The sequence below is a fragment of the Streptomyces atratus genome, from assembly GCF_040655115.1.
Taxonomy (GTDB): Bacteria; Actinomycetota; Actinomycetes; order Streptomycetales; family Streptomycetaceae; genus Streptomyces; species Streptomyces atratus_D.
The window spans coordinates 59,679-78,294 of the sequence record NZ_JBFAJH010000015.1 but is presented as its reverse complement, the minus strand read 5'-3'; the positions used below and the strand labels follow the sequence as shown (position 1 = coordinate 78,294).

The window sequence follows — 18,616 nt, the reverse complement described above, 5'->3', positions numbered from 1 at the left end:
CCGACGATAATCAGCGAAGCGCGGGTCGTTGACCCCGCGAAGTCACGCCGGAAGCTCGACCGGGCTCGCCAGACCACCTCGCTGCTGATGGGCGTTCCGTCCGCCGGCCTCGTCGTCGACGCGCGGCTCAACGAACTCGACTACGGACAATTCGAGGGCGGCCCTTTCCTCGACTACGCCGTCTGGCTGGACGCCCATGGAGCCGATGAGCGCCCGCCCGACGCGTCCGAGTCCCAGCGCGAGGGCATCCGGCGGATGCTCACCCGGGGTGCTCTCCGCCGGCGAGCACCCCGGTCCCAGGGTGCTCGTCGGCCACGGACTGATGGTCTCCGTCCTCCTCTGGTACCGCGAGCGCACCGAGGGGGAGCCCATGCCGCTGTTCCTTCCCGAGGCCCCGTACGTCGAACCGATCGCCATCTCCGACGACGAGCTGCCCGTTCTGATCACCGCCCTCCTGGACGATCTCGATTCGGGCATGTGCGAAAAGATCACCGGCGCCGGTGGCACGGCCATATTCCGGATCAGCGAGGGGCAGGCGGTTGCTACCGTCGATTCGGTATCCCCATCCCATTCGCTGGATAAAAAGGATCTTCCTCATGCATGACGCCCGCGCCCTGATCGAAATGGGTGCCGAAGCTGTTCGTCGGCTCGCTCGTCGCGGCTACTCCCTGGACCTGTCCGAGCTGGAGTCCCTCCAGTCCCGGCGTAACCAGAACATCCGCTCTGCCGACGAGCTGCGGGCGGAGTCCAAGCGGGTGGCGAGCGAGGTCCAGCAGACCGCGAAGCAGGGCGGGGACATCGGCAAGCTGAAGGAGCACGCCCGCGAGCTGAAGGACCAGATCCGCGAGATCGAGGCCGGGCAGGAGGAGATCGAGGCCCAGCTCCGTGACCTGCTCCTGAGCATCCCGAACCTGCCGGACGACTCGGCCCCGGACGGTGACTCCGAGGAGTTCGCCATCGAGGTACGGCGCGTCGGCACGCCCCCCGCGTTCACCTTCGAGCCGAAGGACCACGTCGACCTCGGCGAGGCCACCGGCATCCTCGACTTCGCCCGGGCGACGAAGCTGTCCGGCCCCCGCTTCGCGGTGTCGCGCGGGTCCGGCGCGGCCCTGGAGCGCGCCCTGGCCACGCTCTTCCTCGACATCCACACCCGTCGGCACGGGTACGTCGAGCACTCCGTGCCCTTCCTCGTCACGCGCAAGACGATGACCGGCACCGGCCAGCTGCCGAAGTTCGAGGAGGACCTGTTCAAGACAAGCGTGGCCGACCGCGATCTGTTCTTGATCCCGACGGCCGAGGTCCCGCTGACCAACCTCTACGCCGACGAGATCATCCCGCCGGCCGAGCTGCCGCTGGCCATGACCGCCCACACCCCGTGCTTCCGCTCCGAGGCCGGCTCGTACGGCCGGGACACCCGCGGCCTGATCCGCCAGCACCAGTTCGCCAAGGTCGAGATGGTCAAGATCGTCGACCCGGAGACGGCGGACGTCGAGCTGGAGACGATGGTCGGCCACGCCGAGGCGTGCCTGAAGGAGCTCGGCCTCGCCTACCGGGTCATCAAGCTGCCCGCCGGGGACACCGGCTTCTCCGCCCAGCTCACCTACGACATCGAGGTCTGGATCCCGAGCCAGAACACGTACCGGGAGATCTCCTCGGTCTCCAACTTCGGCACCTTCCAGGCCCGCCGCGCCAACATCCGTACCCGAGGCGAGGACGGCAAGCCCAAGCTCGTCGCCACCCTCAACGGCTCCGGCCTGCCCGTCGGCCGCACGCTGGCCGCGCTCCTCGAACAGTGTCAGCAGGAGGACGGCTCGCTCGTCCTTCCCGAATCCCTCTTCCCGTACCTCGGCTTCCGCCGGATCAAGGCGGACGGAACACCGGAGGCATAACGTGCTCGTCGGCGTCTGCGATTTCCCTGGTAGCCACGCCTTTCCGCCCGCCGGCTACGGCGGGATCGAACAATGGCTGTGGGCGGTCGCCGTAGGCGCCCGGGCCGCAGGCGCCGACGTACACCTCCTCGGGCCGGGCTGGCTCGCGGACCTGGAGAACGACTGGGTCCGCAAGCCGGTCCGCCTGGAGGACATCACCCCCGGATCGCTCGCCGAGCGCGACGCCCGCGACACCAAGTACGACCTCTTGGTCGTCGGGCACGAGTACCCCTCGCTGCCCGCCTGGACCCGCACCTGGAACGCGCTGGACTGCGACGTCGCCACCTTCCAGCACTCCCCGGTCTTCCAGCACACCACCACCGCCTTCGACGGCAGGCGCTCCCGGCTGTACTGCTACTCGCCCGAGATGATCGAGCGGTACGCGGGCCACCGGCCGATCCCCGAGTTGGCCGTGCACCTCGGCCTCGACGAGGAGGAACCGCCAGCGACCGCCGGACGCGACCTCGTCTGGCCCGGCCGCGTCGACACCGAAAAGGCCCCCCACCTGGCCGTCCGCGCCGCCCAGATCCTAGGCCGCCGCATCCGCGTCGTCGGCCCGGTGATCAGCCCCAACAGGGGATGCCGCTCGTGTCTGCGCACGTGATCGCTGGCCCCGAGGTGACTCAGGGACGCAGGGTCGTGTCGAGGTAATCCTGCACCGGCTCGAACAGCCCATACGGCACGTACTGCGGGATCTCGGCGTGCGCGACCCAAGCGAGCTCGGCCAGTTTTCCCACTCCGGCCTGGCTCGGCCATGTACGTAGTCGTGCACGAACTGCTCATGCTTCTGCCAGCCGTGCTCGGGGATCCAGTAGCCGGTGCGACCCTTGGCGGGAAGAGTGACGATGGGGGCGTCGACGTCGCCCCACAGCGGGATCCACGACGGTCTCGGCACGGGAATTTCCCGAATCGTGCTGCGGGGGCGCCGTGGCACGGAAGGCGAGCCGCCGGAGGGGTCGATCCTGTAGAGGGGTGTCTGGGGCACCCCAGGCTGATAGCGCTGCTTCGCCGACTCCGGGCACTGCCCTACTCGCCGGTCGGCACGAGGATGGGCGAGCACCTTTCCGCTACGCCTGTCGATCCGTATGACACCGCCGCAGAGCCGACACTGGCCCTTCTCAGTGGGGGAAGTGGGCAAAGCGTTCCCTTCGCGCAGAGAGACTGAACGCTCTGATGGATTCAGGCCCTTCGGACGCAGCAGGCCCAGCGTAGGCGTGAAGTCCATTGATGGGCGTCGAGTTGGAGATGTCGGACTGACGGTGGCCGACAGCGCAGGCAGGCGACGCTTCTCCCCCTATCGACGATGGTGAAGCTGGCGCGCGCCGGGGACGTCGACCTTCGCAGGGCCCTGGGGGTATGGGGATGCCGGGTGGCGGCTTGAGTAGACGCAGTCGTACGGCGGCGGGCGGCTGCGGCACGGGCGTTGGGTGCGGGGTTGCGGCTGGTGTGCTGGATGCGCGTGATCAGGACGCGGTCGGGTTGGCGGGCGGTGGTCAGTTCGCGTTGGGCGGCGGCCTCCTTGAGGAGCTGGTGGGGTTGGTGGCCGCGGGCTTCGGCGTCGGTGAGGACGGTGGCGAGGGCCAGCCAGGTGGGGTCGGTGAGGATGCGGTCGGCAGCCTCAAGGCCGCCCAGGCCGATCTCGACCACGTCCGCGCCCTCCTCGGGCTTGCTGACGCCGACGACCCCGAGGGCGTCCAGCTGATCGCCGAGATGCCGGCCGGGGTCAGCCACGACAAGCTGCCTCTTCCTGACGTGGAGGAGACGAGGCGGCGCCTCAAGGCCGGCCAGGATCTCGTGGGCAGCCTCACCGTGAGCAAGTGGCTGGACCGGTGGCTCGCGGGCAAACGCATCCGGAAGTCGGGCGTCAGCCGCTACGAGACCGACGTGCGCGTGCGCCTCAAGCCCCGTATCGGGGAGCGGCGTCTCGACCGGCTGCGTGTCAGCCACCTGAGCGAGATGTTCACCGCCATCGCCGACGCCAACGCCGAGATCCTGGAGCAGAACGCCCAGCGGCGCGCGGCGGTCGAGGAGTTGGCGGCCATCCCGTGGAAGGGCGCGGAGAACCGTGCTCGCCGCAAGGCCATGAAGGCGGCGATCGATGCCATGCCGCCCTCCCGTCGTGTCACTGGGCCTTCCACACGCCAGCACATCAAGGCCACGCTCCGCGGGCGACCCTCCGCTCACGCATCGCTCACGCAGGCCCTCCTACGGCACCCCAACCACGTGCCCCGCCACGCCCCCTACGCCAGAAAACCCCAGGTCACGGGCTATGTGACCTGGGGTTTCTCCGAGCCCCCTGTCGGATTCGAACCGACGACCTACGCATTACAAGTGCGTTGCTCTGGCCAGCTGAGCTAAGGAGGCATTCCGGAGCAGTGTAACCAATGTCGCGCCCAGCACCGGCAGATAATTTCGCGATCCTCGAACTACTGACAGATTCGAAATGGCCGGGTAGCGTCGCTGAGGATTCACCCAAGTGGACCAGACCACTCCCTACTCGGATCGTCCGGCACGTTCCTGCCGGTGGAGGAGAAGATTCAGCATGGCCAGTGTCACGTTCGACAAGGCGTCCCGCGTCTACCCCGGCTCCACCAAGCCCGCCGTGGACCAGCTCGAGATCGACATCGCGGACGGTGAGTTCCTCGTCCTCGTCGGTCCTTCCGGTTGTGGCAAGTCGACCTCCCTGCGCATGCTCGCGGGTCTCGAGGACGTCAACGGCGGCGCCATCCGCATCGGTGACCGCGACGTCACGCACCTGCCGCCGAAGGACCGGGACATCGCCATGGTGTTCCAGAACTACGCGCTCTACCCGCACATGTCCGTCGCGGACAACATGGGCTTCGCGCTGAAGATCGCCGGTATCAACAAGACCGAGATCCGGGCGAAGGTCGAAGAGGCCGCCAAGATGCTGGACCTCACCGACTACCTGGACCGCAAGCCGAAGGCGCTCTCCGGTGGTCAGCGTCAGCGTGTCGCGATGGGTCGCGCCATCGTGCGTGAGCCGCAGGTCTTCCTCATGGACGAGCCGCTGTCGAACCTCGACGCCAAGCTCCGTGTCTCCACCCGTACGCAGATCGCGTCGCTCCAGCGCCGCCTCGGCATCACGACCGTGTACGTCACGCACGACCAGGTCGAGGCCCTCACCATGGGTGACCGCGTCGCGGTCCTCAAGGACGGTCTGCTGCAGCAGGTCGACTCGCCGCGCAACATGTACGACCGCCCGGCCAACCTCTTCGTCGCCGGCTTCATCGGCTCCCCGGCCATGAACCTGGTCGAGGTCCCGATCACCGACGGTGGCGTGAAGTTCGGCAACAGCGTCGTCCCGGTCTCCCGCGAGGCGCTCACCGCCGCCGCGGGCAAGGGCGACACCACGGTCACGGTCGGCATCCGCCCGGAGCACTTCGACATCGTCGAGCACGGTGGCGCCGCCGCCAAGTCGCTCTCCAAGGACAGCGACGACGCCCCGGCCGGCCTGGCCGTCTCGGTCAATGTCGTCGAGGAGCTGGGCGCCGACGGCTTCGTCTACGGCTCCGCGCGCGTCGGCGGTGCGGACAAGGACCTGGTCGTCCGCGTCGGCGGCCGCGCCGTGCCGGAGAAGGGCACCACGCTGCACGTCGTGCCGCGCCCGGACGAGCTGCACGTCTTCTCGACCTCGACGGGTGAGCGTCTCACCGACTGACGTCACACACGCCGTACGACGGCCCCGCACTCCTCGTGGTGCGGGGCCGTCCGCGTACCGAAGCTCGTGTACGGGTTTGCGCCCGGGTGTCCGGCATCTTCGACAAATACCCTGGTACTTCGGTCATTTCGCCGGCGGTCGTCAACGCGGGATTCGAAAAACATCCTCGAACCATCCCCCGCAGGGGTGACGCAATGTCGCGACATCATCACCGCCCGCTACGCTCGCTGCGTGACCCACACCGCGCGCCGCATCGGCCGAACTCTCGCTCTCGTCCTGCCCGTCGTCATGGTCCTCTCCGGGACTCTCGCGGTCACCCGTGTGCCGTGGGCAGCGCACAACTCCGAGTCGCGGGTACTCACCGCGTCGGCTCGGACCGTATCGACGCACGCCGTGTCGCGCGCCCCGCAGGACGTCCTGCGCGACCGGCTGCTCGCGGAGCTTCAGGAGAAGGACCCCGGTGTCGCGCTGACGGAGCTCCAGCGCGCCGTCGAGGGACGCCCTTCGCTCGCCCGGCACTGCATGTCGATCGCCAGGGCGCTGGGCCGCGCCGCGGTCGAGCAGTACGGTCCGACGCGGGCGCACCGGTTCTCCCGCCCGGTCTGCGACACGTCGTTCGCCTCGGGTGTCGCGCAGTTCAGCTGACCGGCACGGTGCGGGCGCGGCCTATCGTGCCTGGCATGCATACGTATCCGACGCAGGCCGTGATCCTGGCGGGTGGCCAGGGATCGCGGCTGCGCCCGTACACCGATGACCGCCCCAAGCCGATGGTCGAGATCCCGGGCACCGGGACCCCGATCATCGGCCATCAGCTTTCCTGGCTGGCCGCCGAGGGCGTGACCGATGCCGTCGTCTCGTGCGGTCGTCTGGCCGAGGTGCTCCAGGAGTGGCTCGCGGAGGCCGTCCTGCCGCTCCGGGTGACCACGGTGGTGGAGTCGGAGCCGCTGGGCCGCGGCGGCGGCCTGAAGTACGCCGCCGCGCGGCTGCCGGATCCGTCGGAGCCCTGGTACGCCACCAACGGCGACATCTGGACCCGTTTCTCGCTGCGTGAGATGGCCGCGTTCCATGCGGAGCGCGATGCGACCGCCACGCTGGCTCTGGCCCGTCCCCGTATCCCGTGGGGTGCCGTGGAGACGGACGCGTTCGGGCACATCACCGACTTCATCGAGTCGCCGCCGTCCCCGTATCTGATCAACGCGGGTGTGTACGTCTTCTCGCCGGCGTTCACTGCGCTGCTGCCGGAACGCGGCGACCATGAGCGGACGACGTTTCCCCGGCTGGCCCGCGAGCGGCGGCTGGCCGGGTACCCGTTGCCGCTCGGCGCGTACTGGCGGGCCATCGACACGGCGAAGGATCTGGCGGCGGCGGCGAAGGATCTGGACGGCCCGTAGCGCCGCGACAGTACGGCGGGCATGCGCAAGGGGCGGTCACCGGAAACTCCGGTGACCGCGCCTTGCGCATGGCGTGCGGTTCAGCCGAGCAGGCCGCCGATCGGGTTGCGGCCGCCGCCCGAGGTGCTGCCGGACGTCGAGCCTGTGGAGCCGCCGTCGGTCGAACCACCGCCGGTGGAGCCGCCGCCGGTGCCGGTGGAGCCGGAGGAGCTCGGTCCGGCGCTGGTCGTCGGGGGCTGCTGCGGGGTCGTCCGCTGCGGGGACTGCTGCCCGGTGCCCTGCGTCTGGCTGGGCTGTCCGGCGCCGGCGGCCTGGCCGGACTCGCGGACGCTGTCCGTGCCGGGCGTGGACGCCTGCGCGGAGGGCGTGGCCGTAGCGCTGGAGCGCGACGGGGAGGGCTTCTGCCGGGTGGGGCTGTGCGAGGCCCTGCCCTTGCCCGACTCCTGTGGGAGCGGGGAGCCGGGGAGCTGGTTGGTGGGGTTGTCGTTGGGTCCGGGCACGGTGACGACCTCGGAGGAGCGGACGGCGCCGCCGAGCATCGAACCGATGAGCAGGGTGAGCCCGACGACGACGGTGGCGACGGTGGCGCCGCGGCGCAGCACGCGGCGGCGCAGGTCCCAGATGGCGGAGCGCGGGCCGAGCCTGCGCCATGCCTCGCCGGCCAGGCGTCCGTCGACGGAGTAGACGGGGGCGCCTGCGATGACGAGCGGGCTCCACGCCGCGAGGTAGATGATGTCCGGCGTGTCGTAGACGGCGACGGTCCGCCAGCTGACGGTGACCAGCAGAGCGGCGGAGAGCAGGGCGCCGACCGAGGCGGCGACCCGCTGCCAGAGGCCGAGGACGGTGAGGACGCCGACGACGACCTGGAGGAAGGCGACGGTGAGTCCGGCGCCGACCGGGTGCGAGAGTGCGAAGTCCCGCAGCGGTTCGGCGAGTCCCCACGGGTGCAGCGAGGTCAGCCACTTGACCATGGAGCCGCGCTCGCCGCCGTCGAAGTAGACAGGGTCGCAGAGCTTGCCCATGCCTGCGTAGACGGAGATGAAGCCGAGGAACACCCGCATCGGGAGGAGTACGACCCCGAGGTTCATCCGGCGTCCGGGGTAGTACGCGTGCCGGACGCTGTCGGCGCCGTGCCGCTGCGACGTGGTCCCGATGGTCTCGTCGAACTCGTCGTCCTCGTAGGGCTCCTGGTCGTACGGACCGGTGTCGACGGTGTCGTAGGCGCCGACCGCCTGCCGCATCGGGGGCAGCAGCGGGCCTCTGCCGTGGCGGCCGCCGGACCGGTGGGGGGCGGGGATGACGGGGGTGGGCTGGGTTTCGTCCAGGCGCGGGATGACCTGGGTGGCGCCCGAGCCGCCGTCGAACTCGGCGCCGTACGGGCCGTACCCGCCGTCGAGGCCGACCGTGGTGGAGTTCCGTACGGCCTGGAGGAGTCCGGTGGCGCCGGGGTCGCCGGGGGCGGACTTGCCGCTCCACACGACGGGCGAACGCCTGCCGCGCCCTGCCCCGCTGCCGCCCATGGCGGGGACCCCGGCGGCTCCTGCGGGGGCGGCGCCGCGCAGCCGTCCGCGCCGGGCGGGGGCGAGCTGCACCCGGAAGCTGGCGTGGTTGACGATGACCTGCGCTGGGTCGCAGTGCACCTTGGCCATGCTCAGGGCGGGTAGTTCGTCGAACCGAGGCGTTCTGGTGTCCACACTCATCTAACCGAGTGATGTGTGATTAGGACACTGCCTTGACGGCCCCGATGTGTCCGAGACCCGTCAACAGGCCCCGGCGACGCGGGGGCCGGGGTGCACGCGGCGGTCGGCGCCGCCGTGTCCGCCGAGGTCGGAGACCTGCGCCGCCGTCCGGTGGCGCGCCTCCCGGACGGGGCCGGTCCCGGGCCCGTCCGGGAGGCGTTCCGGTCAGCCGCGGCGCCGAGCCGCCTCGTACAGCACGATGCCCGCGGCGACGCCTGCGTTCAGCGACTCCGCGCCGCCCGGCATCGAGATGCGGACCCGGTAGTCACAGGTCTCGCCGACGAGACGTCCGAGGCCCTTGCCCTCACTGCCGATGACGATGACGACCGGACCGCCGAGGGCGTCCAGGTCCTCGACGGTGTGCTCGCCGTCCGCGGCGAGGCCGACGACGGTGATCCCGGCCTTCTGGTAGCCCTCCAGGGCGCGCGTCAGGTTCGTCACCCGGGAGACCGGCGTACGGGCCGCCGTGCCCGCGGAGGACTTCCAGGCGCCCGCCGTCATCCCGGCCGCACGGCGCTCCGGCACGACCACGCCGTGGCCGCCGAACGCGGAGACGGAGCGGACGATCGCACCGAGGTTGCGCGGGTCGGTGACGCCGTCGAGGGCGACGATCAGCGGGTCCTCGCCGTTGTCGTACGCGGCGGCGGTGAGGTCCTCCGGGTGCGCGTACTCGTACGGCGGGACCTGCAGGACGAGGCCCTGGTGGTTCAGGCCGTTCGTCATCCGGTCGAGCTCGGGGCGCGGCGCCTCCATCAGGTTGATGTTGCCGCGCTGGCCGGCGAGCTGGAGCGCGTCGCGCACCCGCTCGTCGTTGTCGATGTACTGCTGGACGTACAGAGTGGTCGCCGGGACGCCGTCGCGCAGCGCCTCGTAGACCGGGTTGCGGCCCACGACCATCTCGGACGTGCCCTTGGCGCCACCGCGCCGCGGGGCGGGCCGACGAACCGCGGCCTGCTTCGCCTGGGCGTTGGCGATCCGGTTCTTCTTGTGTCCCTTGCGGGCGGAGGCGGGCGGCGTCGGTCCCTTGCCTTCGAGACCACGGCGTCGGTTACCGCCGCTGCCGACCTGCATGCCCTTCTTGTTGGACGTGCGGCGGTTCCTGCGCTGGCTGTTCCCGGCCATGACCTACCTGTTTCGTTGCTTCAGACATGCGTATGTAAGTGAAAGTGTGCCGCCCGGGGCGCCGGGCGGCACATGGGCGGACTACTGGCGCGGGCCGAGCGTCCACCGTGGGCCCGTCGGACTGTCCTCGATGACGAGGCCCGACTGGTTGAGCTGGTCGCGGATGGCGTCGGCGGCGGGCCAGTCCTTGCGGTCGCGAGCCGACTGGCGCTGGTCCAGGACGAGGTGTACGAGCGTGTCGACGACCCCGTGCAGATCCTCGCCGCGGCTGCTCTCGCCCGCCCAGTGTTCGTCGAGCGGGTCGAGGCCGAGGACACCGAGCATGGCGCGGACCTCCGCGAGCCTGGCGACTGCCGCTTCCTTGTCGTCGGCGGCGAGCGCGGAGTTGCCCTGACGGACGGTGGTGTGGACGATCGCGAGCGCCTGCGGGACGCCCAGGTCGTCGTCCATCGCCTCGGCGAACGCGGGCGGCACCTCGGAGGCGGCCACGACCTCGCCGCCCGCCTTCTCGATGACCCGCTGGATGAAGCCCTCGATCCGCGCGAACGCGGACTCCGCCTCGCGCAGTGCCTCCTCGCTGTACTCGATCATCGACCGGTAGTGCGGGGTGCCGAGGTAGTAGCGCAGCACGATGGGGCGCCACACCTTGACCATCTCGCTGACGAGCACCGAGTTGCCGAGCGACTTCGACATCTTCTCGCCGGACATGGTGACCCAGCCGTTGTGCACCCAGTACTTCGCGAACTCGTCGCCGTAGGCCTTCGCCTGGGCGATCTCGTTCTCGTGGTGCGGGAAGATCAGGTCGATGCCGCCGCCGTGGATGTCGAAGGCGGTGCCGAGGTATTTGTGCGCCATGGCGGAGCACTCCAGGTGCCAGCCGGGGCGGCCGCGGCCCCACGGGGTCTCCCAGCTGGGCTCGCCCGGCTTGGTCGCCTTCCACATCGCGAAGTCGCGCTGGTCGCGCTTGCCGGTCTCGCCCTCGCCGGACGGCTGGCGCAGGTCGTCCAGGTCCTGGTTGGAGAGCTCCAGGTAGCCGGGGAACGACCGCACGTCGAAGTAGACGTTGCCGTCGGCCTCGTAGGCGTGACCGCGCTCGATCAGGCCGCGCATCATCTCGATCATCTCGGTGATGTGGCCGGTGGCGCGCGGTTCGTAGGTGGGCGGCAGGCAGCCGAGGGCGTCGTAGCCGTCGTTGAACGCGCGCTCGTTCTCGTACCCGATCGACCACCAGGGGCGGCCCTGCTCGGCCGACTTGCTGATGATCTTGTCGTCGATGTCGGTGACGTTCCGGATGAACGTGACGTCGTAGCCGCGGTAGGCGAACCAGCGGCGCATGATGTCGAAGTTCAGCCCGGACCGGATGTGCCCGATGTGCGGGGCGGCCTGCACGGTCGCGCCACAGAGGTAGATCGAGACGCAGCCCGCTGTGAGCGGGACGAAGTCACGGATCTGCCGGGCGCTGGTGTCGTACAGGCGAATAGTCACCCCTCAAGGGTAGTGGGCCCGCACCTGTGCGCAGTGCCCCCTTGGGGTCGGCGGAAAAACTTCGTGTTGTCGGCGCCCGAAACTGGCCACCGTCTTTGTCCTCGATCGCCGGACGGGCTGGATTTTCGGCGCCGCGCCCCGCGGCGGGGCCCCTCCGGGGCGTCTCCTCGGAACCGGCGCGGAAACCGGCAACGCGAGCGAACCCGGCACGTGCGCCAGTCCCTGCGGGGACCCCCCTGCACGGCCCCACCCACGCATCACTCGCGCCCGCGACCCGGCGGTCGTGACAGGAGGGCACACCGGGCCGCTGACGCGCGACGGCCGGTCCGGGGCCGCGCAGGGGAGTCCCCGCAGGCCGACGAACAAAGACCCGGGCTCCCCCGCCTACCCGCCGAACGTTCGTCGTTCGAGGAGACACCCCGGAGGGGCCCCGGACCACCCCCGGGACAGGCGACGGTGCCACCACGGGCCGGACGCACACCTCGAGCCCGTCCGGCGATCAAGGACGGAACCACCCACCCCGGACCGGGGGCACCGCACCACGCGACGCCCAGGAGCCCCGCCCAGGGGCCCCGCACGCGGTCAGCCCACCCGGTAGACCAGCGCCGTCGCGAGCCCCGCGAGCCCCTCCGCACGGCCCGTGAAACCGAGCCCGTCCGATGTGGCGGCCGAGAGCGAGACCGGGGCGCCGACCGCCGCCGACAGCACCTTCTGTGCCTCGTCGCGCCGCTTGCCGATCTTCGGTCGTACGCCGATGACCTGTACGGCGACGTTCCCGATCTCGAACCCCGCGGCCCGTACGATCCGCGCCGCCTCGGTCAGGAGCGTGACGCCCGCGGCGCCGGACCACTCGGGTCGCCCCGTCCCGAAGTGCTGCCCCAGGTCGCCGAGCCCGGCGGCCGAGAACAGCGCGTTGCAGGCGGCGTGCGCGACGACGTCGGCGTCGGAGTGGCCGGCGAGGCCGGGGCCCTCGCCCTCCCAGAGCAGGCCCGCGCACCACAGCTCGCGGCCCTCCTCGAAGGCGTGGATGTCCGTGCCGATGCCGACCTGCGGAATCACCGGCGCGTGCTCAGAACCCATCGTTCGCCCTCCTGCGTGCGAGAACCGCTTCGGCCAGCACCAGGTCGAGCGGTCGGGTCACCTTGAAAGCCTCTTCGTGCCCGGGTACGACCACGACGGGCACCCCGAGCTGTTCGACCATGCCCGCGTCGTCGGTCGCGCCGTCGCCGTCGACGGCGACGGTCTTGTGGGCGCGGACCAGGGTGTCCCGGTCGAAGCCCTGGGGGGTCTGCACGGCGCGCAGCCTGGCCCGTACGGGCGTGCCGAGCACCGGCTCCGGCTCGCCGGGCGTGCCGGGCTCGACCTCCTTGACGGTGTCGGCGAGCGGCAGCGCGGGAACGACGGCGGGCGCACCGTCGCGTACGGCCTCGATCACCGCGTCCACGGTGTCGACCGGCACCAGCGGGCGTGCCGCGTCGTGGACGAGAACGGCGGAGATGTCCTCGGGGAGCGCGTCGAGGCCGAGCCTGACCGATTCCTGGCGGGTGTCGCCGCCCGGCACGACGAGGTAGTCGGTGCGCTCGGGCAGGGCGTGTTCGTCCAGCAGGTTCTTGACCTCGGGCGCGCCGTCCGGCGGAGCGACCACGACGACGAGGGAGACGGACCGGGACGCCGCCATGGCCCGTACCGCGTGGATGAGCATGGGCGTGCCGCTCAGCGCACGGAGCGCCTTGGGGGCGCCCGGGCCGAGCCGTACGCCTCGGCCGGCGGCGGGAATCACCGCGGCGGTGCGGTACGGACGCGATTGATCAGACATCGGTTGCACTCCGAAGCATCAGCATGTTTGTTTCCACGGCCGACATGGGTATGGCCACAAGCGAGCCGGGCGCGACGCCTTGACTTGACCGGGACCCTTTCCGTCATCCGGTCGAGCTCGGGCAAACCGCAGCGGCTGCGCGGGGTGGGCTTCACAAGATCGCGAGCAAAGTATCGATGGGGTAGCCGGATCCGAATCCGGACATGCCGCAGCGCCCGACGACACACCGTGAATACGGCTGGTCAGCGGGCACCGCGGCACATTTATTTGCGACCGGTGCGATCCGGGTCAGGACGCGAGAACCTCGTCGAGCAGAGCCTCGGCCTTGTCTTCGTTCGTGTTCTCCGCGAGAGCGAGCTCACTCACCAGGATCTGGCGAGCCTTGGCGAGCATCCGCTTCTCACCTGCGGAGAGTCCGCGCTCACGCTCACGACGCCACAGGTCGCGCACGACTTCGGCGACCTTGATGACATCGCCGGAGGCGAGCTTCTCCAGATTTGCCTTGTAGCGCCGGGACCAGTTCGTCGGCTCTTCGGCGTACGGTGCGCGCAGCACCTCGAAGACCCGGTCCAGGCCCTCCTGCCCGACTACGTCGCGCACGCCCACGAACTCCGCATTGTCTGCCGGGACACGAACCGTCAAGTCGCCCTGGGCGACCTTGAGCACCAAGTAGGTCTTGTCCACGCCTTTGATCTGGCGAGTTTCGATAGCCTCGATCAGCGCGGCCCCGTGATGGGGATAGACCACGGTGTCGCCAACCTTGAACGTCATGTGACAGGTACCCCTTCCGTGGCTATCAAGAGTAACACGAGAACAGCTTCTCCTGAATGGCGTTTTCGCAGGTCAGGGCATATCTCGGGGCTTGACAACAGCAACACGAACGTGCTGCGGAAGGGATCGGGAAGGCGGTATTCGCAGGTCGGAGCCACTGTGCGGGTGGAGTGAAACACGTGCGTCACATACCCCCGAACCCCCTCCGAAGTGGTCGAACGTCCCGGTTTGCCGGATTCCAGATGGTGAACTTTCCGTACTCCGTTCGGAGATCGATCACCCGTACGGAGGTAAGTGCCGACGGCCAATAAAATTGATCAGCCGCCGGGGTCGCGGAGATTATGCGCAAGGAATGCGTCACGATCGCAGGAATTGATCAAGCCTGTTATGTGAACAGCGTACGAATCGCGGGGGCGGGGCGGTGGGCCGGCGGACCGGGGGCGCGACCGCGGGCACAGGTCGTGATGCCCGGGGGCGGTAGGGGCGGGTCGGGTGCGGGGCGGGGACGGAGGCTCGGTAACCTAAGCCCGCTGACACACCCTTAGGGCGGCTTTACGCCGCTCGCCCCTCCCGTCCGTGAAGTCCGTACGTTCAAGGAGTTGCCGCAGCCGTGAGCCGCAGCCTTCGACGCGGCGCCCTTGCCGCCACTGCCATCGTGATCTCGATCGGCGCACTGTCCGCGTGCGGTGCCGGCAATGACGCGCAGACGCTCGAAATCGAGCCGGACAGCGCTGCCACCACCATCGGTGACATCCAGATCCAGAACGCGAACGTCGTCACCCAGCCGGAGCGCAACGCCGCGGGTCCGGCCGTCGTCACCGCGACGCTGTTCAACAACGGTGTCGCACGGCAGACGCTGGACGCGATCACCCTGCCCGGCACCGGCGCCACGGTGAAGCTGCACCCCGCCACGGGTGCGGGACCGATCGTCGTCCCGGCCGGCGGCAGGGTCGTCCTCGGCGGCAAGGGCAATGCCGCCGCCGTGATCGAGAACGGCCGCGAGGCCGGGCAGAGCGGCAACGTGCAGTCGGTCGTCTTCAAGTTCAGCAGGACCGGCGATGTCCCGCTCGGCGTGTTCGTCGTGCCGGCCAGCGGCTACTTCACCGGCTTCGGCCCGAGCTCGCTGCCGGCGGTGCCGTCCGAGACGCCCGCGACGACGCCGTCCGGCTCCGCGACGCCCGGCGCGCCGTCGGGCAGCCCGTCCGGGTCGGCGAGCGGCGCGGCGGGCCCGACGGACGCCGCGTCTGCTTCGCAGTCGGCCGGCTGACGCCACGGATACGCACGACAAAGGCGCCTCCCGAGCCGGAGGCGCCTTTGTCGTATGTGCTCCGCCCGGCCAGCTGCCGTACGGGCCCGGGTTTACGGCTCGAACTTGTAGCCCAGGCCCCGCACCGTCACCAGGAAGCGCGGCGCCCCCGGGTCGGGCTCGATCTTGGCGCGCAGGCGCTTGACGTGGACGTCGAGGGTCTTGGTGTCGCCCACGTAGTCCGCGCCCCAGACGCGGTCGATCAGCTGCATCCGGGTCAGCACCCGGCCCGCGTTGCGCAGCAGCATCTCCAGCAGGTCGAACTCCTTGAGCGGGAGGTCGACCTTGCCGCCGGAGACCGTGACGACGTGGCGGTCCACGTCCATCCGGACCGGGCCCGCCTCCAGGGCGGCCGGGGTGACCTCCTCCGGCTCTCCGCGGCGGCGCAGCACCGCGCGGATGCGGGCGACGAGCTCCCGCGAGGAGAAGGGCTTGGTCACGTAGTCGTCGGCCCCTATTTCCAGGCCGACGACCTTGTCGATCTCACTGTCCTTGGCCGTGACCATGATCACGGGGACGTTGGACCTGCTGCGCAGCTGGCGGCAGACCTCGGTACCGGGCAGGCCCGGCAGCATCAGGTCGAGAAGGACGAGGTCGGCGCCGTTGCGCTCGAACTCGTCGAGCCCGTCGGGGCCCGTGGCCGCGATCGCGACCTCGAAGCCTTCCTTGCGGAGCATGTAGGACAGGGCGTCGCTGAAGGATTCCTCATCCTCGACGACTAGCACTCGGGTCACGGAAGGACCTCCGGGGCAGGGAATGGTTCGAGAGTGTCGGGGTCGGCGGTTCCGTAGGTCCCGTCGTCACCGTTGACGATGAGCGGTCCGCCCGATGTGCGGTCTCGGTCCCGTACGGCGCCCGCTTCGGGCAGCCGCAGGGTGAAGGTGGAGCCCTGACCCTCCGAGCTCCAGACCGTGACCTCCCCGCCGTGCGAGGCGGCCACATGTTTGACGATGGCGAGGCCGAGACCAGTGCCACCGGTGGCCCGTGAGCGGGCCGGGTCGACGCGGTAGAAGCGTTCGAAGACCCGCTCGCGGTCCTTCTCCGAGATGCCGATGCCCTGGTCGGTCACGGCGATCTCGATCTGGTCCCCGCCCGGTACGGCCAGGCGCCTCGCGGCGATGCCGACGCGGGTGCGGGCGGGGCTGTAGTTGACGGCGTTCTCGACGAGATTGCCGAGCGCCGCGGCGAGCTGGCCGCGGTTGCCCCAGATCCGGAGCTCCGCGGTGCCGCCGGAGGCCATGGTGATCTGTTTCGCGCCGGCCTGCTGCCGGCAGCGGTCGACGGCCTCGGCGACCAGTTCGTCGACCCGGACCGGCTCGGCGTCCTCCAGCGGGTCGTCGTTCTGCACCCGGGAGAGGTCGATGAGTTCCTGTACGAGGTTGGTCAGGCGGGTCGCCTCGATCTGCATCCGGCCCGCGAACCGCTCGACCGCCTCCGGGTCGTCGGACGCGTCCATGACGGCTTCGGAGAGCAGCGAGAGTGCTCCCACCGGGGTCTTGAGCTCATGGCTGACGTTGGCGACGAAGTCCCGTCGTACCGCTTCGATACGGCGGGCCTCGGTGAGGTCCTCGACCAGCAGGAGCACCAGCCGGGAGCCCAGCGGGGCGACCCGTGCCGACACCGCCAGCGCCTCGCCCCGGCCCGTACCGCGCCGGGGGAGGTCCAGTTCGACCTGCCGTATCTCACCGTCCCGGCGGGTGTCCCTGGCCATGTGCAGCATGGGTTCGACGGCCAGCCGGCCGCCCCTGACCAGTCCCAGTGCGTACGCGGCGGAGCTGGCCTTGACGACGCTGTCGCTCTCGTCGAGCACGACCGCGGAGGAGGAGAGCACGGAGAGCACCGTGTCGACCCCCGGGGGCAGTGCCCCGTTGCTGTCGGGCCGCAGGGACGTGCGCGTGGGTTTCTTCTGGTCGCGCTCGCTCCAGCGGAACGCCAGCATCGCGATCACACCGGTGCACAGCCCGGCGATCGCTGCAGCTGCGGCGACCGCCGCGTTCACGTCCATACGTCAAGGTTAAGCGGGTGCGGCGGCGCTCTCCCAGCCGTCCGGGGGCGTACTCGAACACTCGTCGCCCAGAGTTCACCGAGGAGCAAGGGCTGGTTCACTTGGTCGGCCGGATCCGGACGCGTAGGGCCCACAGGGTGAGAGCGTGGGGTTCAGATCTGGCCCCGGCCTTAGTGAGGACTGGAGAGGGACTTCCATGCGTGACGCTTACCACGAGGAACTCGACTCGATCGGAGAGGGCCTGGTCGAGATGGCCCGGCTCGTCGGGTCGGCGATCGGCCGGGCGACGACGTCCATGCTCGACGCGGACCTCAAGCTCGCGGAGAGTGTGATCGCCGCGGACCAGAAGGTCGACGACCTCCAGCACGACCTGGAGGCGCGGGCGATCGCGCTCCTCGCGCGCCAGCAGCCCGTGGCGACGGATCTGCGGATCGTGGTCACGTCGCTCCGGATGAGTGCCGACCTGGAGCGCTCGGGCGACCTGGCCCAGCACGTGGCCAAGCTGGCACGGCTGCGCTTCCCGCAGTCGGCGGTGCCGCACGACCTGCACGCCACCATTCTGGAGATGGGGCAGCTGGCGCAGCGCCTGATGGCCAAGGCAGCCGAGGTGATCATCACGAAGGACGTCGACCTGGCGCTCCAGCTGGAGCAGGACGACGACGAGATGGACCTGCTGCACCGCACGCTGTTCCAGCACCTGATGGACGACCGCTGGAAGCACGGCATCGAGACCGCCGTCGACGTGACGCTGCTGGGCCGTTACTACGAGCGCTTCGCCGACCACGCGGTGTCGGTCGCCAAGCGGGTCGTCTACCTGGTGACGGGCGAACACGCGGACGACATCCAGAATGCGGCGTCGGTCGAGAGTGCGTAACGGGTAAGGGGCGGCGCGTTTTGCGCGGGTGTGCCTTGGATGCGCCGTCCATGCGCCGTTGATGGGGCGGCCGGAGTGGGCATGAATGGGGTGGGGCGGCAGGCGGTACACCTGGTGGTAACGCCCCGCTCGTACGGCGTTGTCGGGCGTACGGCCCTGCCGTACGCCTGGATGTACGTCCTTGAGGAGGAACGATGGCCGACTCCCCCACGACCGACCCGCAGCAGGAGACACCCGCTGAAGTGGTCCATCTGACGGTGCTCGGTGCCTGCGGCTGCGGTTCGGGCTGTGGGTGCGGCTGCCAGTCGGGCGGGCCGTGCCAGTGCGGTGGCTGACTGAGGCTGCCCAAAGCGCCACCGGACCGGCGCCCCGCTGCGGGGCGCCGGTCCGGTGGCGTTCTGGGCAGTGCCGTTTCACGCGGTGACGGGCTCCGGGGCGCAGCGGGTACGGGCCACCGTGTGGCCGACGGCGCCGATCAGCAGCACCACCACCGTGCCCAG

The 18,616-nt window shown here is 70.1% G+C and carries 17 protein-coding genes, 1 tRNA gene and 3 pseudogenes; 9 read left to right on the top strand and 12 right to left on the bottom strand.

Going from position 1 to position 18,616, the window contains the following annotated elements:
* Positions 1 to 42: 42 nt before the first annotated feature.
* Entirely contained in the window at positions 43 to 198 is a 156-nt protein-coding gene (locus tag AB0I23_RS18830) for a hypothetical protein (RefSeq protein ID WP_359110535.1), read from the bottom strand.
* A gap of 70 nt (positions 199 to 268) precedes the next feature.
* Between AB0I23_RS18830 and AB0I23_RS18825 the strand changes: the two genes are divergently transcribed.
* The 3 genes from AB0I23_RS18825 to AB0I23_RS18815 are packed head-to-tail and all read left to right on the top strand — an operon-like array spanning position 269 to position 2,532.
* A complete protein-coding gene (locus AB0I23_RS18825) occupies positions 269 to 604 on the top strand; it encodes a hypothetical protein (RefSeq protein WP_359110534.1) in 336 nt (111 codons plus the stop codon).
* Positions 597 to 1,889: a serine--tRNA ligase gene (gene serS, locus AB0I23_RS18820; RefSeq protein WP_359110533.1), complete on the top strand. Its 1,293-nt coding sequence runs from the start codon at positions 597 to 599 to the stop codon at positions 1,887 to 1,889. Before AB0I23_RS18825 ends, serS begins: the two co-directional genes overlap by 8 nt.
* Position 1,890: 1 nt before the next feature.
* Complete coding sequence (locus AB0I23_RS18815) at positions 1,891 to 2,532, top strand: hypothetical protein (RefSeq protein ID WP_359110532.1); 642 nt, start codon at positions 1,891 to 1,893, stop codon at positions 2,530 to 2,532.
* 19 nt (positions 2,533 to 2,551) lie between these two features.
* Here AB0I23_RS18815 and AB0I23_RS18810 read toward each other — a convergent pair.
* Positions 2,552 to 2,671, bottom strand: a pseudogene (locus AB0I23_RS18810) (NUDIX hydrolase); the annotation flags it as partial.
* A 645-nt stretch (positions 2,672 to 3,316) separates the two neighbouring features.
* A pseudogene (locus AB0I23_RS18805) lies at positions 3,317 to 3,542 on the bottom strand (mobilization protein); the annotation flags it as partial.
* Here AB0I23_RS18805 and AB0I23_RS18800 point away from each other — a divergent pair.
* Positions 3,543 to 4,094 (top strand): annotated as a pseudogene (locus tag AB0I23_RS18800) (site-specific integrase); the annotation flags it as partial.
* Between the two features lie 124 nt (positions 4,095 to 4,218).
* Here AB0I23_RS18800 and AB0I23_RS18795 read toward each other — a convergent pair.
* Positions 4,219 to 4,292 (bottom strand) — tRNA-Thr (locus tag AB0I23_RS18795).
* Between the two features lie 178 nt (positions 4,293 to 4,470).
* On the opposite strand from AB0I23_RS18795, the gene AB0I23_RS18790 reads away from it, so the two are divergent.
* The 3 genes from AB0I23_RS18790 to AB0I23_RS18780 all read left to right on the top strand — a co-directional run bounded on the left by AB0I23_RS18790 (position 4,471) and on the right by AB0I23_RS18780 (position 6,998).
* Positions 4,471 to 5,607 (top strand): ABC transporter ATP-binding protein, encoded by a 1,137-nt coding sequence (locus AB0I23_RS18790; protein WP_359110531.1) that lies wholly within the window; start codon positions 4,471 to 4,473, stop codon positions 5,605 to 5,607.
* Between the two features lie 231 nt (positions 5,608 to 5,838).
* Positions 5,839 to 6,252 carry a hypothetical protein gene (locus tag AB0I23_RS18785; protein WP_359110530.1) on the top strand — a complete coding sequence of 138 codons (414 nt, stop codon included), beginning with the start codon at positions 5,839 to 5,841 and terminating at the stop codon, positions 6,250 to 6,252.
* 35 nt (positions 6,253 to 6,287) lie between these two features.
* The gene (locus tag AB0I23_RS18780) at positions 6,288 to 6,998 is read left to right on the top strand and encodes a nucleotidyltransferase family protein (protein ID WP_359110528.1); all 711 of its coding nucleotides are present in this window, start codon (positions 6,288 to 6,290) and stop codon (positions 6,996 to 6,998) included.
* A gap of 80 nt (positions 6,999 to 7,078) precedes the next feature.
* Here AB0I23_RS18780 and AB0I23_RS18775 read toward each other — a convergent pair whose 3' ends face one another.
* The 6 genes from AB0I23_RS18775 to AB0I23_RS18750 all read right to left on the bottom strand — a co-directional run bounded on the left by AB0I23_RS18775 (position 7,079) and on the right by AB0I23_RS18750 (position 13,931).
* Positions 7,079 to 8,698, bottom strand: coding sequence for a DoxX family membrane protein (locus tag AB0I23_RS18775; protein ID WP_359110526.1), 1,620 nt, complete (start codon positions 8,696 to 8,698; stop codon positions 7,079 to 7,081).
* A 204-nt stretch (positions 8,699 to 8,902) separates the two neighbouring features.
* A complete protein-coding gene (gene rlmB / locus AB0I23_RS18770) occupies positions 8,903 to 9,859 on the bottom strand; it encodes a 23S rRNA (guanosine(2251)-2'-O)-methyltransferase RlmB (RefSeq protein ID WP_359110524.1) in 957 nt (318 codons plus the stop codon).
* Positions 9,860 to 9,940: 81 nt separating this feature from the next.
* On the bottom strand, positions 9,941 to 11,344 hold the full coding sequence (gene cysS, locus AB0I23_RS18765; protein ID WP_359110522.1) for a cysteine--tRNA ligase: 1,404 nt from the start codon (positions 11,342 to 11,344) through the stop codon (positions 9,941 to 9,943).
* Between the two features lie 582 nt (positions 11,345 to 11,926).
* A complete protein-coding gene (ispF, locus tag AB0I23_RS18760) occupies positions 11,927 to 12,424 on the bottom strand; it encodes a 2-C-methyl-D-erythritol 2,4-cyclodiphosphate synthase (protein ID WP_037692876.1) in 498 nt (165 codons plus the stop codon).
* Positions 12,414 to 13,160 (bottom strand): 2-C-methyl-D-erythritol 4-phosphate cytidylyltransferase, encoded by a 747-nt coding sequence (gene ispD, locus AB0I23_RS18755; protein ID WP_359110520.1) that lies wholly within the window; start codon positions 13,158 to 13,160, stop codon positions 12,414 to 12,416. Before ispD ends, ispF begins: the two co-directional genes overlap by 11 nt.
* A gap of 288 nt (positions 13,161 to 13,448) precedes the next feature.
* Positions 13,449 to 13,931, bottom strand: a complete 483-nt coding sequence (locus AB0I23_RS18750) for a CarD family transcriptional regulator (RefSeq protein ID WP_006380568.1) — start codon at positions 13,929 to 13,931, stop codon at positions 13,449 to 13,451.
* A 610-nt stretch (positions 13,932 to 14,541) separates the two neighbouring features.
* On the opposite strand from AB0I23_RS18750, the gene AB0I23_RS18745 reads away from it, so the two are divergent.
* The gene (locus AB0I23_RS18745; protein ID WP_359110518.1) at positions 14,542 to 15,198 is read left to right on the top strand and encodes a DUF461 domain-containing protein; all 657 of its coding nucleotides are present in this window, start codon (positions 14,542 to 14,544) and stop codon (positions 15,196 to 15,198) included.
* Between the two features lie 92 nt (positions 15,199 to 15,290).
* Here the strand turns inward: AB0I23_RS18745 and AB0I23_RS18740 are convergent, their stop codons facing one another.
* Together AB0I23_RS18740 and AB0I23_RS18735 are read right to left on the bottom strand one after the other, a co-directional pair.
* Positions 15,291 to 15,971: a response regulator transcription factor gene (locus tag AB0I23_RS18740; RefSeq protein WP_030977814.1), complete on the bottom strand. Its 681-nt coding sequence runs from the start codon at positions 15,969 to 15,971 to the stop codon at positions 15,291 to 15,293.
* On the bottom strand, positions 15,968 to 17,242 hold the full coding sequence (locus AB0I23_RS18735) for a sensor histidine kinase (RefSeq protein WP_359110515.1): 1,275 nt from the start codon (positions 17,240 to 17,242) through the stop codon (positions 15,968 to 15,970). The genes AB0I23_RS18740 and AB0I23_RS18735 overlap by 4 nt, the downstream gene beginning before the upstream one ends.
* Before the next feature lie 196 nt (positions 17,243 to 17,438).
* On the opposite strand from AB0I23_RS18735, the gene phoU reads away from it, so the two are divergent.
* A complete protein-coding gene (gene phoU, locus AB0I23_RS18730) occupies positions 17,439 to 18,116 on the top strand; it encodes a phosphate signaling complex protein PhoU (RefSeq protein WP_037692885.1) in 678 nt (225 codons plus the stop codon).
* Positions 18,117 to 18,616 lie beyond the last annotated feature (500 nt).

Excerpts from the sequence above, each read along its gene's own strand:
- AB0I23_RS18830 (WP_359110535.1), bottom strand. The coding sequence starts at position 198 with ATGGGCGTCCAGCCAGACGGCGTAGTCGAGGAAAGGGCCGCCCTCGAA.
- serS (WP_359110533.1), top strand. The coding sequence starts at position 597 with ATGCATGACGCCCGCGCCCTGATCGAAATGGGTGCCGAAGCTGTTCGT.
- AB0I23_RS18790 (WP_359110531.1), top strand. The coding sequence starts at position 4,471 with ATGGCCAGTGTCACGTTCGACAAGGCGTCCCGCGTCTACCCCGGCTCC.
- AB0I23_RS18780 (WP_359110528.1), top strand. The coding sequence starts at position 6,288 with ATGCATACGTATCCGACGCAGGCCGTGATCCTGGCGGGTGGCCAGGGA.
- AB0I23_RS18775 (WP_359110526.1), bottom strand. The coding sequence starts at position 8,698 with ATGAGTGTGGACACCAGAACGCCTCGGTTCGACGAACTACCCGCCCTG.
- rlmB (WP_359110524.1), bottom strand. The coding sequence starts at position 9,859 with ATGGCCGGGAACAGCCAGCGCAGGAACCGCCGCACGTCCAACAAGAAG.
- ispF (WP_037692876.1), bottom strand. The coding sequence starts at position 12,424 with ATGGGTTCTGAGCACGCGCCGGTGATTCCGCAGGTCGGCATCGGCACG.
- ispD (WP_359110520.1), bottom strand. The coding sequence starts at position 13,160 with ATGTCTGATCAATCGCGTCCGTACCGCACCGCCGCGGTGATTCCCGCC.
- AB0I23_RS18750 (WP_006380568.1), bottom strand. The coding sequence starts at position 13,931 with ATGACGTTCAAGGTTGGCGACACCGTGGTCTATCCCCATCACGGGGCC.
- AB0I23_RS18735 (WP_359110515.1), bottom strand. The coding sequence starts at position 17,242 with ATGGACGTGAACGCGGCGGTCGCCGCAGCTGCAGCGATCGCCGGGCTG.
- phoU (WP_037692885.1), top strand. The coding sequence starts at position 17,439 with ATGCGTGACGCTTACCACGAGGAACTCGACTCGATCGGAGAGGGCCTG.